This window comes from Dyella koreensis (assembly GCF_044904565.1).
Taxonomy (GTDB): Bacteria; Pseudomonadota; Gammaproteobacteria; order Xanthomonadales; family Rhodanobacteraceae; genus Dyella_D; species Dyella_D koreensis.
This window is the reverse complement of record NZ_JADIKD010000009.1, coordinates 116,964-135,618: the sequence shown is the minus strand read 5'-3', so window position 1 is coordinate 135,618 and position 18,655 is coordinate 116,964. Positions and strand designations below refer to the sequence as shown.

Annotated in this window: 10 protein-coding genes; 8 read left to right on the top strand and 2 right to left on the bottom strand. The window is 62.8% G+C overall.

Going from position 1 to position 18,655, the window contains the following annotated elements:
• Positions 1–466 precede the first annotated feature (466 nt).
• Complete coding sequence (locus ISS97_RS08060) at positions 467–685, bottom strand: hypothetical protein (protein WP_379985356.1); 219 nt, start codon at positions 683–685, stop codon at positions 467–469.
• A gap of 75 nt (positions 686–760) precedes the next feature.
• Complete coding sequence (locus ISS97_RS08055) at positions 761–2,386, bottom strand: alpha-glucosidase family protein (protein WP_379985357.1); 1,626 nt, start codon at positions 2,384–2,386, stop codon at positions 761–763.
• Between the two features lie 477 nt (positions 2,387–2,863).
• On the opposite strand from ISS97_RS08055, the gene ISS97_RS08050 reads away from it, so the two are divergent.
• From ISS97_RS08050 to ISS97_RS08015, 8 genes are all read left to right on the top strand, one after another.
• Positions 2,864–5,758, top strand: coding sequence for a TonB-dependent receptor (locus ISS97_RS08050; RefSeq protein ID WP_379985358.1), 2,895 nt, complete (start codon positions 2,864–2,866; stop codon positions 5,756–5,758).
• Positions 5,759–5,926: 168 nt separating this feature from the next.
• A complete protein-coding gene (locus ISS97_RS08045; RefSeq protein WP_379985359.1) occupies positions 5,927–7,504 on the top strand; it encodes an alpha-amylase family glycosyl hydrolase in 1,578 nt (525 codons plus the stop codon).
• 122 nt (positions 7,505–7,626) lie between these two features.
• On the top strand, positions 7,627–9,858 hold the full coding sequence (locus ISS97_RS08040) for a glycoside hydrolase family 31 protein (RefSeq protein ID WP_379985360.1): 2,232 nt from the start codon (positions 7,627–7,629) through the stop codon (positions 9,856–9,858).
• A 96-nt stretch (positions 9,859–9,954) separates the two neighbouring features.
• On the top strand, positions 9,955–11,949 hold the full coding sequence (locus ISS97_RS08035; RefSeq protein ID WP_379985361.1) for a glycoside hydrolase family 13 protein: 1,995 nt from the start codon (positions 9,955–9,957) through the stop codon (positions 11,947–11,949).
• A gap of 72 nt (positions 11,950–12,021) precedes the next feature.
• Positions 12,022–14,199: an alpha-L-rhamnosidase-related protein gene (locus tag ISS97_RS08030; RefSeq protein WP_379985534.1), complete on the top strand. Its 2,178-nt coding sequence runs from the start codon at positions 12,022–12,024 to the stop codon at positions 14,197–14,199.
• Between the two features lie 283 nt (positions 14,200–14,482).
• Complete coding sequence (locus ISS97_RS08025) at positions 14,483–15,994, top strand: MFS transporter (RefSeq protein WP_379985362.1); 1,512 nt, start codon at positions 14,483–14,485, stop codon at positions 15,992–15,994.
• Positions 15,991–17,661 (top strand): alpha-amylase family glycosyl hydrolase, encoded by a 1,671-nt coding sequence (locus ISS97_RS08020; protein ID WP_379985363.1) that lies wholly within the window; start codon positions 15,991–15,993, stop codon positions 17,659–17,661. The genes ISS97_RS08025 and ISS97_RS08020 overlap by 4 nt, the downstream gene beginning before the upstream one ends.
• Before the next feature lie 659 nt (positions 17,662–18,320).
• Positions 18,321–18,590 carry an acyl carrier protein gene (locus ISS97_RS08015; RefSeq protein WP_379985364.1) on the top strand — a complete coding sequence of 90 codons (270 nt, stop codon included), beginning with the start codon at positions 18,321–18,323 and terminating at the stop codon, positions 18,588–18,590.
• Positions 18,591–18,655 lie beyond the last annotated feature (65 nt).

Genomic DNA, 18,655 nt, shown 5'->3' with positions numbered 1-18,655 from the left:
TCGGGATGGGAACAAAACGCGGGATAAAGCGCGCCCGTGGCCGGCCTGTTGGGGCCGACTCATGGTGTGGATTGATTACGGGCAGCACCGCCTGGGTGCCGCGTTTCTTCGCTACCGACGCATGCCCTCGCGGGCGAACGGCACGTCCCCTGTAGAACGCGGTCGACACATCATCAGCGCATGCTTAGTACCACATCACCTTCGCAAGGTTGCGTCAGAGTGGCGGGGACGTGATTCCAATCACGCGGCGTTTTCCGGCACGGTGATGGAGCGCACGTCTCACGAAAAACCATAAATCGGATGGTAGATATCTGAAGCGCGCCGGATCCTGGCGCTGGCTTCTTTCGCGGGCACAGCAGTGCCGCGGCCATTCAACGCGGATGGCGCGAAGATCGTAAACGGGCCTTGTCCGTTCGCTATGCGTCCGGTTCGGACACGCCGGTGACAACGTGATCCCGGTGCTTTGTCAGCCCTTCTTGAGAAACCCGCCGATCGCCAGCAGGGCCCCGATCGCGACGCCGGCCATGCCTATCCAGGATGGCACCGCTTTATCGTGCGTGGCGGTGATCTTGGCCGAACCGAGCTGCACCAAGGTGTCGGTCTGTTGGTAATTGGCATGCCCACTGAGCACCCAGATGCCCGCAGCGACCAGAATGAGACCGACGAGGATCAGGATGGCGCGCATGGATGTCTCCGGGTTGACGATGCGCCGATCATAGGCGGCGCAGCACGGCGGAGAAAGCCATGCGCGCCGCGGCAGTCAGTCGGCAGTTTCCATCCGCGCGAACAGCAGGCCGTGCGGAGGCAAATGCAAGCGGCCGCTGCCAAAGGAACCGTCAACCAGGCCATGACCGTTAATGCGCTGGACCTTGCCGGATAGCGGGAGCGTCACATCCACTGCTTCGGCACTCAGGTTGAACGCTGACAGCACGGTCTCGCCGTTGTGCGTGCGAGTGAAAGCGAGCACTGGCTCCGGTGTGTCGATGAAACGGATGTTGCCCCAGCGCAGCGCCGGCTGTGTGCTGCGCCATTGCATGAAGCGGCGGAAGCCGTGCAGCGCCGATGCCGGATCGGCTTCCTGCTGTGACACGGCACGCGCGCGATGATCGGAGGGAACTGGCAGCCACGGCGTGCCGGTGCTGAAACCCGCGCTGGCTTCGCCGTTCCACGGCATCGGCGTACGGCAGCCATCGCGGCCCTTGAAGTTCGGCCAGAAGGTGATGCCGTAGGGGTCCTGCAGTGCTTCGTAGGGCACGTCCGCTTCGGTCAGGCCCAGCTCTTCGCCTTGATAGACGCAGACCGAACCGCGCAGCGAGCACACCATGGCCGTGAGCATGTTCGCCAGTTGCTCGGAGGCGTGGCCATTGCCCCAGCGGGTGAGCACGCGCTCAACATCGTGGTTGGAAATGGCCCAGCACGGCCAGCCTTCGCGCATCTGCGCTTCCAGATTCTGCACCGTGCCGCGGATATAGGCGGCGCTGAAATCATCGGTGAGCAACTCGAAGCTGTAACCCATGTGCAGGCGGCGGCCGCTGGTGTACTCGGCCATGGTCGCCAGCGAATCCTCGGACGAGATCTCGCCGAGTGCGGCCACATCGCGGTATTGATCCAGCAAGTGACGCAGCTCGTCGAGAAAGGCGAGGTTCTCCGGCTGCGTGTTGTTGAAGTAGTGATACTGGAACGCGTACGGATTGTCGGGACTGAAGCCGCGGCCCACACGCTGCGCTTCCGGCTTGGGCGGGTTGTCGCGCAGCAGCTTGTCGTGGAAGCAGAAGTTGATCGCGTCCAGGCGCAGGCCATCCACGCCCTTGTCGAGCCAGAACTTCACGTTGTCCAGCACGGCGCGCTGCACTTCCGGGTTATGGAAGTTGAGGTCGGGCTGTGAGGTCAGGAAGTTGTGCAGGTAGTACTGCCCGCGTCGCGGTTCCCATTGCCAGGCGACGCCACCGAACAGCGACATCCAGTTGTTCGGCGGGGTGCCGTCCGCCTTGGCGTCGGCCCACACGTACCAGTCGGCCTTGGGGTTGTCGCGACTGCTGCGGCTTTCCTTGAACCATTCGTGCTGGTCGGAGGTGTGGCTGAGCACCTGATCGATCATCACCTTGAGGCCAAGGCGGTGCGCCTTCGCCAGCAGGCGGTCGAAATCGTCGAGCGTGCCGAACAACGGATCGACCGCGCGATAGTCGGCGATGTCGTAGCCGAAGTCGGCCATCGGCGAGCGGAAGAAGGGCGCGATCCAGATCGCGTCCACGCCCAGGCTCGCCACATAGTCGAGCCGGTCGACGATGCCGGGCAGGTCGCCCACACCATCGCCATCGGTGTCCAGAAAACTGCGTGGGTAGATCTGATAGATGACGGCTCCGCGCCACCAGGGTGCTTCACTCATGTCCCGTATCCCGAGGATTCAAGCGCGCTTGTCCGACCAGACCGCGGCGTGCGGGGCAGCTTAATCGCTGTATGCGACGCGCATGCCGTCACTGCATACGTATTCAAAAAACGCCGATATTGCGACGCAGCAGCTGATTTGCAGGCTTTTTCATGCGCACCTGAAGCGGCTTTTTCGCGCATCGAATTAGATCGAGGCAAGTGAGCATTCGCAGCGATTCACGGCGAATGGTTTCGCACTTGGCGTGGCGTGACTTTTCAGTCGACGAGTGATGGTAGCCGCGCGCAATTTTTGTCACGACTGCACAAAAAAACGCCCCAATGAATACGTATGCACAGGTCTGTTCGCCTTTAGGGGCGGCTCTACCATGCGCTCCACGCGAAAGCGCTATCCAACAACACATCGCTGCGCAGCTCTTCCCGGGCTGCACCTACACACGCAGCCATAGCAACAGACAAACCCTGGGGAGGGGACAAGGTGATACTGAAACGCAATGTGATGGCCTTGGCGCTGGCTTCGGCCGGCTTGTGCTTCACCGTCGGCATCCATGCGGCTCCGGCCGATACGGATAACGCCACGGGAAGCACTGCCCCCGCTCCTGCTGGGCAGGATGCGCAGACAACGACGCAGCAGACTGCCGACAAGAAAGCTGCCGATAAGAGCAGTGGCGAAAAGACCAGCAAAGAAGCGCAGCTGGCCAAGAGCCTGTCGACCATTACCGTGACCGGCTACAACCAGGGCATGGAGAAGTCGATCGACTATCAGCGCTACGCCGATACGATCCAGAACGTCATCACCTCCGCCGATATCGGCGGTCTGCCGGACCAGTCGATCGCCGATGCGCTGACGCGCCTGCCGGGCATCTCCGCCGAGCGCATCGCCGGCCAGGCGTCGCAGATCAATATCCGCGGCCTGTCGGGCAACTTCATCCAGACCACCTTGAACGGCCGCGAGCAGCCGTCCACCAGCGGCAGCAACTACATCCAGTTCGACCAGTACCCGTCCGAGCTGATCAACATGGCTACGGTGTACAAGTCCTCGCAGGCCTCGCTGATCACCGGCGGCGTGGGCGGCACCATCGGCATGCAGACGGCCAACCCGCTGGATGCGCCGAAGGCGCAGAACCTCAACGTCGACGCGCGTGGCAGCTACAACAGCCGTGCGGGCGATGTGGCGGGTGCCCACTCCAACGGCTACCGCCTCAGCGCTGCTTACCAGGGCAAGTTCCTCGACAACACGCTGGGCGTCGGCCTGGGCGTGGCGCAGATGTATCAGCCGCACGTCGCCGAGCAGTTCGTGGGCGAGGCTTCCGATGGTAATCAGGTCACGCTGGCGGATGGCCGCAAGGCCTACCTGACCCAGGGCCTGCAGTTGCAGCAGAACGGCGGCACCGAGCGCCGTACCGGCGAGGTCGCCACCGTGGTGTGGAAGCCCACCGACGAGCTGCAGATCTCCGGTGACGCGTTCTACTCCAAGTTCCAGAACAACTCGTTCGGCTATGGCTTCCGCACACAGAACATCTACGGCAGCAACGCGCAGGTGAGCAACGCCGTACTCGGCCCGTTCGGTACGCTGACCGGCGGCACCGTGAGCGGCAACGGCACCACCCAGTTCTCCAACGAGACGACTGCGGACAACTACTCGACCAAGACCAGCGTGTTCTCCAGCGGCATTAATGCGAAGTGGAATCACGATCGCTGGCACATCGACGCCGACGTGTCGCTGTCGCGCGCGTCCAGCAACGAGATCAACGTAGACACCACGGCCGATCCGTACACCGGCCTGGGCACGGCTACGCCGCAGTTGATGGCGCAGTCCGCGACTTACCAGCTGCGCGGTCGCCAGATCGGTTCGGTGTCGTATGCCAATCCGGGCCTGTACACCAACCTCGCCAACATGGGCCTGTCGCGTTACGGCGTGTATCCGTACATCTATCACGACAAGATGAAGGCGTTCCGCACCAGCGTGAAGTACGACCTGCCCAACAGCTCGTGGCTGTCGGCGCTGGAAGCCGGTGTGTACATGAACAACCATACCTACAACGCCGACCGCGAGGTGTACGTCTACGGTTCGGAGTGGGGTACGGACAAGACCAATGGCTTGCCGCTGAGCATTCCGTCCAGCGCCGCCAAGGTCACCTGCTGGAAGGGTAACTTCTCGGGTCTGCCGTGCTTCCTGCAGCTCAACGGTTCGGCCATTCTTGCCGCGCACGGCATCACCGCGAACCCGGTGAAGGATATTCATAACAACAGCTGGTCGATGATCCAGAGTGGCCAGGTCGACGAGAAGACCCGTGACCTGTTCTTCATGGCCGACATTGACGCGCAAGTGTTCGGGCATGAGCTGACCGGCAATGCCGGTGTGCGTTATTCGCACCAGTCGCAGTACAGCCACGGCCTGCAGCAGGTGGGCAACGGTGCCGGCGTGCCGATCACCGACGGTAATGGCTATACCAGCACCGACTATGCACCGCTCACGGTAGGCAAGACCTACTCCGACTGGCTGCCGTCGATGAACCTGGTCTATCACGTCACCGACGATGACCAGGTGCGCTTCTCGGCCGCCAAGGTGCTGGCGCGTCCGCCGATCAACCAGATGCTGGCCGGTTCGGGTTCGTGGGTATCGAGCGGCCAGTACAACGTATGGGGCGGCACCAGCCCGCTGCTCGATCCGCTGCGTGCGACGCAGTACGACCTGGGTTATGAGCATTACTTCGACGACTCGACGGGCGCCATCAGCGCCGGCGTGTTCTACAAGAAGATCAAGTCGTTCATTCAGAACGTCACCCTTCACAACTTCAACTTCGCCTCCGCCGGCATCACCGTGCCGACCGATCCGACTACCGGCAAGCCGTATTTGAACGGCGACTACCAGACGGCCTACAACGCCAAGGGCGGTGAAGTGCGCGGCCTGGAGCTGTCGTTCTCCAAGAACGGCTTCCTGCCGGGCATGTGGAAGGGCCTGGGTGTGCAGGGCAACTTCGCGCTGACCTCCAGCACGGTGAGCAACCCGACCACGCTGGGTGGACCGACCTCGTACATCGGCCTGCCGGGTCTGTCCAAGCGCGTCGCCAGCCTGGCGGTGTTCTACGACAACGGTCCGTTCTCCGCCCGTATTTCCGGCAACTACCGTTCGAAGTTCGCCTCCGACACGCAGATGTCGGTGACCAACCAGATGGTCACGTTCGCCGCGGAAACCGTGTACGACTTCCAGGCGTCGTATGAGATCAGCAAGCAGTGGAAGGTCGTGTACCAGATGTTGAACATCAACGACCAGCCGACGCGCACCTACTTCGGCAGCGACCCGTCGCAGACCGGCACGATCCAGTACTTCGGACGTACCAGCTACCTCGGTGTCGAGTTCAAGCTGTAAGCAAGGAACGAGTGGTGAGGAGTGAGAAACGAGCAGGCCGTGATGCTTTCACGCTCTCGTTTCTCGCTTCTCCTCACCATCACTGATTCACGCGGAGGCCCGACGTAGCGGTCACCGGCTTCGGCGATCCGCTCCGTCGAAGGTCTCCAGCCTCGAATGGAGCTAGGGATGTCGCCGTACCGTAATCGCCTCAGGTCTCTGGTCTTCCTGTTCACCCTGGCGCTCGGCCCGGGTGTCGGCATCCTCCCCGCCGCACTCGCGGCCGAGGGGCCTCCATCGGCACCGGCCATCGCGCAGTCTGGTTCGGGTGTCTGGTACGAGATATTCGTGCGCGCCTGGTACGACACCAACGGCGACGGCATCGGCGACCTCAACGGCGTGACCGCCAAGCTCGATTACCTGCAATCGCTCGGCGTCAGCGGCATCTGGCTGATGCCGATCAATCCCTCGCCCAGCTATCACGGCTACGACGTTACCGACTACGAAGGCATCAACCGGCAGTACGGCACGATGCAGGACTTCGAGCGGCTGGTGAGCGAAGCGCACAAGCGCGGCATCGCGGTGATCATCGATCTGGTGATCAACCACACCAGCGACCAGCATCCGTGGTTCAAGGCGGCGCTCGATCCGGCCAGCCCATATCGCGGCTGGTACACCTGGGCGAAGCCCGACACGGATCTCAAGGCCCCCAGCGCTGCCGGCAGCGTGGCCTGGCACCGGAATGGCCAGCAGTACTATTTCGGCGGCTTCACTGGCGCCATGCCCGACCTCAACTACGACGACACCGAGGTGCGCCGCGAGATGGTGAAGGTCGGCCAGTTCTGGCTGGCGAAGGGCGTGGACGGCTTCCGCCTCGATGCGGCACGGCATATCTACGACGACCTGCGCACGGATACTGGCAAGCCGGAGACGGTGCGCAAGAACGTTGCGTGGTGGAGCGAGTTCCGCCACGGCCTGCAAGAGCGCAAGCCGGATGTCTATCTGGTCGGCGAAGTCACCGCGCCGTCGCCGGCCGCGCTGGCGCCGTACCTGAAGCCGCTGGGTTCGGTGTTCAACTTTCCGTTGGCCGAACAGCTGATCGCCAGTGCGCGCAAGGAACGCCAGGGTCAGCTCGGCGAGCTGCTGGATACGACGTACAAGGCGTTCCGCGATGCCGCCGGCGATGCCTTTGTGGATGCGCCGTTCCTGTCCAACCACGATCAGGAGCGCGTGCTCAGCCAGCTCAACGGCGATACGCAACATATGCGCATGGCGGCGGCGATGCTGTTGACCTTGCCGGGGCGGCCCTACGTTTATTACGGCGAAGAGATCGGCATGCTTGGTCGCAAGCCCGACGAAAACCTGCGCGAGCCCATGCGCTGGCAGCGCGACCCGCAGGCCTCCGGCGAGACGCGCTGGAAAGCCTCGACTGCGAAGCAGGGCGGCGAGGTGTCGGTGCAGGCGGAGCAGGACGATCCGTCCTCCCTGCTCCATTTCTATCGCACCCTGATTCACTGGCGCGCGGAAGTGCCGGCGCTGCGCGATGGCGACATCCGCGTGGTGTCGACGCACAACGACCGCCTGCTCGCCTATGAGCGCAACACCGCTGACAGCCATGTGCTGGTGGTGCACAACCTCTCGGGCAAGACGCAGACGTTCGTGCCGGATACGAAGTTCAGCGATGTGCGCCTGCGCACGCAGCCGGGCGTGACCCTGGCCAAGGGCAAGCTGATGCTGCCGGCCTATACGACTGTGGTGATGCAGTGACGGTATGGCGTTGTCCGCGCGGCGGATGGGCCGCCGCGTGCATGGTGTGGGCGGGGTTGGCTATGTCGACGTCGGTTACGGGAAGCGCATCGGCCATGGACACAGAGCCCACGCAAGGCGTTGTGACAACGCGTTTCCTGGCGCCCGACATCGTCGAGCTGAGTTACACACCGAAGAACGGTGCACCGATAACGCCGACTGTGGTGGTCGATCCGGCGCTGCATCTGCCGCCGTTCGATGCGCCGGCCGCAAGCCAGCAAGGCGGCGAGTGGTCGCAGGCTTCCGGTCAGGTATCCCTGCGCAGGCAGGGGGCGACCGGCAAGCTGATCGTCGAGAACGCCGCACATCGCGCCCTATTGCAGATCGACTTTGCCGCGCTTGAGCGCGGCGAAGTGATCGCACAGCACGACGAACAAGACGCGCTCTATGGCATCCACGGCTACGACGCGTTCGAGCGTGCCGACGGCGGCTTGCGGCGCAAGGGCGCGCAGGTGGCGAAGGCCGGGGAGCAGGGCTTTGCGGGCGCGCCCTTTGTGTGGAGCACGTCGGGTTATGGCGTGCTGGTCGATGCGGAGCGCGTGAGCTTCAAGCTTGCCGACGGTGTCCTGTCGGCGCAGAGCAGGCAGCCGATCCGGCACGTCTATGTGTTCGTCGGGCGGCCGGCCGCGCTGTTTGCGGCACTGGCGACGATCAGCGGACACACGCCGCTGTTCCCGAAGTGGGCGATGGGCTTCACCAACAGCCAGTGGGGCATCGACCAGAAAGAGCTGCTGGATATCGTCGATACCTACCGCGCCAAGCAGATTCCGCTCGACAACATGACCCTGGATTTCGACTGGAAAGCCTGGGGCGAAGATGACTACGGCGAGTTCCGCTGGAACCCGGTGAAATTCCCCGATGGTCCCACCGGCACGCTCAAATCGGTGCTGGACGCGAAAGGCGTTCGCATCACTGGCATCATGAAGCCGCGCGTGCATCTGGATACGGTGGAAGGGCGCTATGCCACCGAGCACGGCCTCTGGTCGGCGGCGAGCAAACCCAGCCAGGACTACTTCTCGAACAAAACCATCCGCGAAGTGGATTTCGACAATCCGGAAGCGCGCGCGTGGTTCTTCAACGACACGCTGAAGCACTCCTTCGACACCGGCGTGGTCGGCTGGTGGAACGACGAGGCCGACAACCTCGACAGCGACACGCAGTTCATGAACATGCAGCGCGCGCTGTACGACGGCCAACGCGCACACGGCGACCAGCGTGTGTGGTCGGTCAACCGCAATTTCTACCTGGGCTCGCAGCGCTACGCCTATGGGTTGTGGTCGGGCGATATCCACACCGGCTTCGCCAGCATGAAAGGGCAGCGCCAACGCATGCTCAGTGCGATCAACGTCGGCGCGATGCAGTGGGGCATGGACGGCGGTGGCTTCAAGAAGGGCCGCACCAAGAATGGCGCGCCGACGCCGGAGAACTACGCGCGCTGGATTCAGTTCGGCGCCTTCACGCCGATCTTCCGCGTGCATGGCGAGTTGGGTCAGAAGCGCCAGCCCTGGCGGTATGGGCCGGTCGCCGAGAAGGCGGCGACGGCGGCGATCCGTCTGCGCTATGCGCTGATTCCGTACATCTACGCCTACGAATACCAGCGCCGTCAGACCGGGGTGGGCCTTGTACGTCCGTTGCTGTTCGATTGGCCGGACGATGCCAAGGTGCGCGAGGACGTCGATGCCTGGATGTTCGGCGATGCATTGCTGGTATCGCCCGTCGTGGAGCGTGGCCAGACTGCCAAGGACATCTATCTGCCGGCAGGCCGTTGGACCGATTACGCCACGGGCAAGGTGTACGAGGGTGGGCAAACCATCCGTGTCGCGATAGACAACAAGACTTGGTCCGATATTCCGCTGTTCGTTCGCGAAGGCGCGATCATCCCGATGCAGGCGCCGATGAGCTATGTAGGCGAACGGCCATTGCGCGACGTGGATGTCGAGGTGTTTCCGGCCGCATCGCGCCACGCGTTTGAGTACTACGACGATGATGGCGTGAGCTACGGCTACGAGCGCGGGGCGTACTTCTTGCAGACGCTCGCTACGCAGCGCCAGGGTGACGTGGTGACCTTCGAGACGGGTGCAGTCACCGGCAGCTTCCATCCGGAGCTGGCGTACTACCTGGTCAAGATCCATGGCCTTGCGGCGAGTGCGGTGACGCACGCGTATAAAGCATGGAGCGAGGCGGCGAGTCTGGACGCTTTGCATGCCTCCGCGAATGAGGGGTGGGCGAAGGGCACCGACCGCTTCGGGCCGGTCACCTGGGTGAAAGTGAAGGCAGGCCAGTTGCGAGAGATCAGGCTGAGCGCGGCGCCCTGATCGTGCAGGAGCGCACCTCGTGCGCGAAAAGAACCGTTGTCGCGCGTGATCGCCCACAAGGTGGGCTCCTACATCCATCGACGAGGGAGTGGCAACATGGATCTGATGCATAAGCGCACGTTGGCCGTGGCTTTGGCGCTTTGCTGCGCGGCCTTGCCCTATGGGCAGGCGCAGGCGGCGAGCAACGACAACAACGTAGAGTGGGCGGGCCTGTTCCATGACCAGGGGCCGCTGTACGACAGTGCGCCCGAACCTACATCCAGCCAGGCCGTCACGCTGACTTTCCGCACCTACAAGGGCGATATCACCAGCGCCAACATCAAGTATTACGACAGCGCGGATGGCGCGTTCCACTGGGTGGCGATGCATTGGGTGTCGAACGACGCGACCGGGAACTTCGACTACTGGCAGGGCACGGTGCCGGCGAGCTCCTCCGAGAAGTACTACCGCTTCCAGATCAACGACGGCAGCGCCACCGCCTGGTACAACGCGGCCGGCACCACCAGCAGCGAACCGTCATCCGGTGATTTCTTCATCGTCCCTGGCTTCAAGACGCCGGACTGGATGAAGAATGGCGTGATCTACCAGGTCTTCCCGGATCGCTTCTACAACGGCGACACCAGCAACGATGTGCAGACCGGCCAGTACACCTACGGTGGGCAGTCCACGCAGAAAGTGGCCTGGGGTGGCAGCCCGTTCGCGATCAACGGCGGCTCAAACAACCTGGTGTTCTTCGGCGGCGATCTGGCCGGCGTGGACCAGAAGCTGAGCTATATCAAGCAGACGCTCGGCGCGAACATCGTCTATCTCAATCCGATCTTCACGTCGCCAACCAATCACAAGTACGACACCGAGGATTACTACCACGTCGATCCGGCTTTCGGCAGCAACGCGACCTTGCAGCAGTTGATCACCGATGTGCATAGCAGCAGCAACGGGCCGCGCGGCTACGTGATCCTGGATGGCGTGTTCAACCACACCGGCGATACCAGCCAATGGTTCGACCGCTACAACTGGTGGAGCACTTCCGGTGCGTACGAGTCGACCAGCAGCCAGTGGTATGGCTACTACACCTTCCAGCAATGGCCGAACACGTACTCATCGTTCTACGGCTACTCCAGCATGCCCAAACTGGACTACGGCGCCACTGGCTCGGCGGTGCGCAACCAGATCTATGGCAGCAGCACCTCGGTGGTGAAGACCTGGCTGTCGTCGCCCTATGGCATCGACGGCTGGCGCCTGGATGCCCCGCAGTACATCGACGCGGGCGGCAACAACGGCAGCGATGCAGTGAATCATCAGGTGATGGCGGAACTGCGTACGGCGGTGAAGTCGGTGAATGCGCAGGCTGAAATCCTCGGCGAGTTCTGGGGCAATGCGAATCCCTGGACCGGCAACGGCCAGGAATGGGACAGCGCCCTGAACTACGACGGCTTCACCCAGCCGGTGTCGGAATGGATCAACGGCTACGACTACAGCGGCAACGCCGCGGCGATTCCGGCCAGCCAATTCGACAGCTGGCTGCACGGTACACGGGCCAACTATCCGACCAATGTGCAGCAGACCATGGCCAACTTCCTCACCAGCCACGATATCCAGCGCTTTGCACAGCGGGCTGGCGGCGACATCTGGAAGACCTATCTCGCGCTGATTTTCCAGATGACCTACGTCGGCACGCCGACGATCTACTACGGCGACGAGTACGGCATGCAGGGCGGCAACGACCCGGACAATCGCCGCAGCTTCGACTGGACCCAGGGCACCAACACCAACGCGGCGGTGGCGCTGACCCAGAAACTGATCGCGATCCGTAACCAATATGCAGCGCTGCGCACCGGCTCGTTCATGAGCCTGCTGACGGACGACACCAACAAGCTCTACAGCTATGGCCGATTCGACCAGAACCACCGGGTCGCGGTAGCCCTCAACAACGACAGCACCACCCATACCGTCACCGTGCCGGTGTGGCAGTTGAGCATGACCAACGGCAGTGCCGTGACCGATCTGCTCAGCGGCAACACTTACACGGTGAGCGGCGGTAACGTGACGGTAAGCGTCAACGGCCACTACGGTGCAATCCTGGCGCAATGACTACATGCCGAAGAAAAGCATGCGGAAGGAGTTCTTGATGCAGTTTGAATCGATAGCGGTAAGCGCATGCTGATGCTGGGTGTGCTCGCGGGTGCGGTGGCGCTGGGTCAGGCCGCCGCGCCTGCGGATTGGCAGCGACGGCTTGAGTGGCAGGGCAAGGCGGCGACCATGGAAGCGATACCGTCCGGTGGCTACCTGTTGCACTTACCGAACGGCGAACGGCGGATCAACGCGCAGAAGCTCGCCGCGAAAACCGCGAGTCCCTTGTTCGATGGCCTGTTCGCGATGGCGCAGGACGATCTGCGCCTGGACTCGGTGGCGGCGATCAAGGACGACGCCTTCGATCACGGGCAGTCGATTCCCTGCGCCTGTTTCGAGACGGGCGAAAAGTGGCATTACGTGTGGACGCGCGACCTGTCGTACGCGGTCGATCTCGCCTTGTGGCGGCTCGATCCGGCGCGCGCGAAGGCCTCGCTTCGCTTCAAGCTCTCGGAAGTGCGCGAACCTTCCGCGCCGGCCGGAGAGTATGTGATGCAGGACACCGGATCTGGCGGCAGCTGGCCGATCAGTACGGATCGCATCGTGTGGTTTCTCGCCGCGCGGCATCTGCTCGACGACAAGGTATTCGCCGATCAGGTGTACGGGGCGTTGACCGCTACGCTGGCGCAGGATCGGCAGTACATCTTCGATACGCAGCTGGGCTTGTATCGCGGCGAGACTTCGTTCCTCGACTGGCGCGAGCAGAGCTATCCCGGCTGGACTGCCAAGGACGTGACGTTCATCGGCCAATCCTTCGCGCTCTCCACCAACGTGCTGCATTACCAGGCGCTGCAACTTGCCGCGCAGATGGCGGAGCAGCGCGACGCCGGCAAAGCCGCTGACTATGCAGCGCAGGCGCAGGCATTGAAGGCGGCCATCAATGCGCGCTTCTGGCGCGCGGATCGCGGGCAGTACATGAGCTATATCGGCGGCGCCGATCATCCGGTGCCTTACGAGGCTTACGACCTGTTGGGCCTGTCGCTGGCGATCACCAGCGGCGTGGCGGATGCCGTGCATGCGCGGCAGGCGCTGGCGAACTACCCGGTGTGGGAGGCCGGCAGCCCGGTGATCTGGCCGGAGCGTGCCGACGTGCCGATCTACCATAACCGTGCCATCTGGCCCTTTGTCAGCGCGTACGCCCTGCGTGCGGCGCGTGTGGTGGACGACCCCGAACGCATCGCGCACGAGCTGCGTTCGCTGATGCGCGGCGCCGCGCTGGCCGGGTCGAACATGGAGAACTTCGAGCTGACCACGCAGGCTGTGCATGTGGAGGATGGTGCGCTGAGCGGGCCGGTGGTGGATTCGCCGCGTCAGCTATGGTCGGTGGCGGGCTATCTCGACATGGTGATCGAAGGTGTGTTCGGCCTGCAGGCGGATGGACGCATCGAGCCGAAGCTGCCGACGTCGCTGGTGCCGATGCTGTTTGGCGACAAGGATCGCATCCGGCTCAAGCTGGGCGAGCGCGACATCACCCTGGTCCGCCCGGCGAAGCTGGATGGCAATCTGCTGGTAGCGGGACAGGAGCGCCGCGATGGCGCGCATACGGTGGTGACTTTGAAGGCCGTGCAAGTGGCGGCATTACCTTTGCGCACGAATGCACCGTTGTACGCACCTGCCACACCGGATGCGCCCAACGTCTCGGCGGAAGGCAAGTCGTGGAAGGTCGCGGTGAAGGGCGAAGCTGTGCTCTATCTCAACGGCGCGCAGCACGGCACGATCCGCGGCAGCACGCTGATGCCGAAGTTGGCAACGCAGCAGTGTTTCAGCGTGACGCGCATGGGCGACAACGGCATCGAGTCGCTGCATAGCCCGTCGGTCTGCGTAGGCGACACGATGCGCGTCGCCGGCGATTGGCCGCGCGAATGGAAGGCGCCGCGTACCGGTCGTTTCCAGGCGGCACTGGACTACGCCAACGATCACGGCCCCATCAATACCGGCATCACCGCCGCCGTGCAGGTGCTGACAGTGCGTTGCGACGGCAGTGACGCGAAGGCGGTGCCGCTGGTGCTGCCGCACAGTGCTGGCCAGCAGCGTTCCACCAGCGGCAGCTTTGCGACGCAGGCCGGCGCGCACTGCCGTTTTGCACTGGAGCCGGGCTTCAACATGACCTACCTTGGGCACTTCGGGCACTACACCGGCGGTAAGGGCGGGATCGACGGCCCCTTGAACACGGCCACGATCGGCGACCTGCTGGTGACGCCGTTGCTTTAGAGCCTGTTTATGACCTCCCCGTGGCCCGCGTTGCTGTTGAGTGGCTGTCAGGTGGTAGCGCGTGGCGCAGCGCCTGGCTGGCTGCCAGGCCAAGCCGCGCGCTGCCGCATGGCGGCCACTCAACAGCAACCCTCCGGGCCGGGTCTGTTTGCCCGCATGCCGGCGTCATCACTCAGTCGTGTACGGACGTACACTCCTTCGTTCTTCCTTGTCCTGCGCGCAAACAGCTTCCGGCGCGGGCCACGGGGAGGTCATAAACAGGCTCTTGGGATGCCGCTCAACCATGAACAGAAAACCCGCCCTGTCGTTCTGGCAGATCTGGAACATGTGCTTCGGCTTCCTGGGTATCCAGTTCGGCCTGGCGTTGCAGAACGCCAATGTCAGCCGAATCTTCCAGACCCTCGGCGCCGATATGAGCGACATCCCGATCCTGTGGGTCGCGGCGCCGCTGACCGGCCTGATCGTGCAGCCCATCATCGGCCACTACTCCGATCGTACCTGGACCCGGCTCGGCCGCCGTCGTCCGTACTTCTTGGTTGGCGCCGTACTCACCACGCTGGCCCTGCTGTGCATGCCCAATGCGCCGATGCTATGGGTAGCGGCGGGACTGCTGTGGATCATGGATGCGTCGATCAATATCTCGATGGAGCCGTTCCGCGCCTTCGTGGGTGACCAGTTGCCGACACGGCAGCGGCCGCTGGGTTACGCGATGCAGAGCTTCTTTATCGGCGTCGGTTCGGTGGTGGCGTCGATGCTGCCGTGGTTGCTGACACGCATGGGTGTCAGCAACGATCCCGGCGCCAGCGGTATTCCGGACACGGTGAAGTACGCCTTCTATATCGGCGGCGCGGTGGTGCTTGGCGCGGTGTCGTGGACGGTGATCTCGTCGCGCGAGTATCCGCCGGATGCGCTGCGCGCCTTCGACAGCGAGCGGCCTGTCGACCATGCCCAGGTGGACAAACGTTCGGCCCATCGCTACGGCCTGCTCTGGCTGGGTGTGGGCGTGCTGGGTACCGCCCTGGTCGCTTCGCTGCATCTGGAGCGCGAGCTGTATCTGCTTACCGCTGGCGTCGCCGTCTATGGCGTGACGCTGTTGTGGCTGGGGCGTTCCAGCCGCAGCAGCATGTTCACTCAGGTGATGGGCGATCTGTACACCATGCCGGATGCGATGCGCCGGCTGGCGTGGGTGCAGTTCTTTTCCTGGTTCGCGTTGTTTGCCATGTGGATCTACACCACGGCCGGTGTGACCCAGGTGCATTTCGGCAGCAGCGACACGCATTCGGCCGCGTATAACGAAGGCGCCAACTGGGTGGGTGTGCTGTTTGCCGCCTACAACGGTTTCGCCGCGCTGGCGGCGGTGGTGATCCCGTGGATGGTGAAGCGCTGGGGTTTGCGCATGAGCCATCTGTTCAACGTGTGGCTGGGTGGTGCGGGCCTGTTGTCGTTCCTGGTGATCCGCGATCCGCACTGGCTGATGTTGTCGATGGTGGGTGTGGGCTTTGCCTGGGCCTCGATTCTTTCGCTGCCGTACGCGCTGCTTTCGGACAACCTGCCGGCGCAGAAGATGGGCGTGTACATGGGCATCTTCAATTTCTTCATCGTCATTCCGCAGCTCATGGCCGCCAGTGTGCTGGGCATGCTGTTGAAGATGTTCTTTCACGGCCAGCCGATCTATGCGCTGGCCCTTGGCGGCGCCAGCCTGTTCGTTGCCGGTCTTTGCGTACTGCGTGTGCGCGAACCGGTGATGGATGCGGTGCCCGTCACCGCTATCACCGGGAGTCAGAGCGGATCATGAAGTTCCTTACGCTGGGTATCACCCTCGCCCTGGCGGCGGGGCAGTCGGCCGCTGCGCCGGCGGAGTTCTACGGTACCGATAAGCCGTTCGCCTCCAACGCGATCTATTTCGTGATGACTGACCGTTTCGTCAACGGCGATCCCTCCAACGATCATCGCGATCAGGGCGGCGCGCACCACACTTTCGATATTCCAGTGCAGGGGCCGAACGGCGAGACCGACAACATCGGCTATCTCGGCGGCGATTTCAAAGGCGTGCTCGACAACGCGAAGTACATTCGCGACATGGGCTTCAGCGCGGTGTGGATCACGCCGATCGTGGATAACCCGGACGAGGCATTTACCGGCGGCGATCCGGTGACCTGGGGCGCGTCGCTGGCCGACCGCGGCAAAGCGGGTTACCACGGCTACTGGGGCGTGAATTTCTACAAGCTCGATGAGCACCTGCCGAGCAAAGGCCTGGACTTTGCGCGGTTCACCAGCAAGATGCGCGCGCAAGGCCTGAAGACGGTGCTCGACATCGTCGCCAACCATGGCTCGCCGGCTTTCGGCATGCCCAAGGCGCAGCCGCAGTTCGGTCAGATCTTCGACAAGGACGGCAAGCTGATCGCCGATCATCAGAACCTGCGGCCGGATCAGCTTGATCCGGTGCGCAATCCGCTGCATCGCTTCTATCACTCGTACGAGGATCTGGCGCAGCTGTCGAACAACGACGACGAAAAACCGGCGGTGCTGGATTACTTCGTCGGTGCGTATCAGCAGTGGATCGATCAGGGTGCGGATGCATTCCGCATCGACACGATTAGCCATATGTCGACCAGCTTCTGGAAGCAGTTTTCCGCGCGCATCCGCGCGAAGCATCCGGGCTTCTTCATGTTCGGCGAGGCCTTCGATTACAGCCCGGACAACATCGGCCAGTACACCTGGGAGCGCAACGGCGGCATCAGTCTGCTCGATTTCCCCTTGCGCCAGCGCGTGGCCGAGGTGTTCGAGCATCCGCACAGCGACTACGAGCGCATCGCGGAACGCCTGTATCTGCGCAACGGTCCGTACGCGAACCCTTATGAGCTGGTGACGTTCTACGACAACCACGATATGGCACGGCTCAATGCCACCGACGATGGTTTTATCGATGCCAACAACTGGCTGTTCACGGCGCGCGGCATTCCGGCGATCTACTATGGGTCGGAAATCGGCTTCATGCGCGGGCGCGCGGAGCATCAGGGCAACCGGAATTATTTCGGCCAGGAACGCATCGATGCGGCGCCGCGCAGCCGCATCTACCAACAGCTCAAGCGTATCGCGCAGCTACGCGAGAAGTTGCCGGCGCTGCAGCGCGGCCTGATGCTTCCGGTGAAGATGGAAGGGGATCAGGCGGTGTTCTATCGCGTGTATCAGAAGGGCGATGTGCATCAGATCGCACTGGTGCTGCTCAACAAGGGCGATGCGGCTGCCGACTTCGATGTGTCCTCGTATTTGCAGCCAGGTCATTGGAGGGCGTCGTTCGGTGGTACTGAGGTGAGCGTGCCCGATGGTGGCGCGCTCAAGGCCCGCGTAGGTGCTCATGATGCGCAGGTGTATCTGTTGGATGCGGCGGCGACGCGGGCTGATCTTGTGGCCGAGTTGACGCGGTTGATGGCGGAGAAGGGTCACCCGGCTATGCATTGACTTCTTGCTTCTCCCCCCCTTTCGGGGAGAGGGTTGGAGTGAGGGGCGGAGCTCGGTTCGTCGCTTCTACTCGTCATCCCTGCGTAGGCAGGGATCCAGTAGTGGTGCGCCTCGATGTTCGCGTTGTCGCGACCGGGTCCGCCTATGGCGGGGTTTCGTCTCGCTGCCGCGAGCCGAGTTACTTTTCTCTGCTTGCCCAGAGAAAAGTAACCAAAAGAGAAGGCACCCCTCTTACGCGCCCTCCGGCTACGCCGGCGGGTCCGTGAGGCTTGGCCGGGCTTTTCGACACGACGTCCCTGTCGTGTCGAAAAGGCATCGACGTCCTGTCGATGCCCCCTTCGGGGCCTGATCGTCCAACCCTCACCGCTCCACAGGGGACCCGTTACGGGCTCGCTTACGCATCGCCTTCTAGAGCAACAGCTCCCTCTCCCCTCTGGGGAGAGGGTTGGGGTGAGGGGTGGGTGCTCGCGACAGTGCTCCCTACTTTGTCATTTCAGTGAACCAGTCGTCATCAAGAGCGACGTCACAAAAACATGTGTGTCCTTTCACGCGCGCATGACGGCGTAATCGGGATAAATGCTGCGCTGCAATGTAACTGTGGCGACAGTGGCCGTGTGTATTTGCGGAGTCAGATCATCCGGGACGCTCAAGGAGGGGGTATGGGGGACGAGATTAGGCGTGGAGACATTCATGCGCGGCTGGTAGCCATGGTGGCGGAGGCGGTGAATCGTCAGCCGGGCGAGCTTCGTTGCGATATCCCTGTCTCAAAGCTCGATGTGGACTCTGTGGCCGTCGTCGATATCGCGAAGCAACTTGAAACGTGGCTTGGCATGGAGATTGAACCCACGATCGCCTGGGACTATCCGACCATCGATGGCATGGCTTCCTATCTGGAAGAGCAGTATCTGGCCCAGCATTCCGCACGCTGAGGCTCACCCAAAACAGCATCGCTCTATTCGATCGCGCGTGGTGAAGTGGCGAGGTACGACTTCGC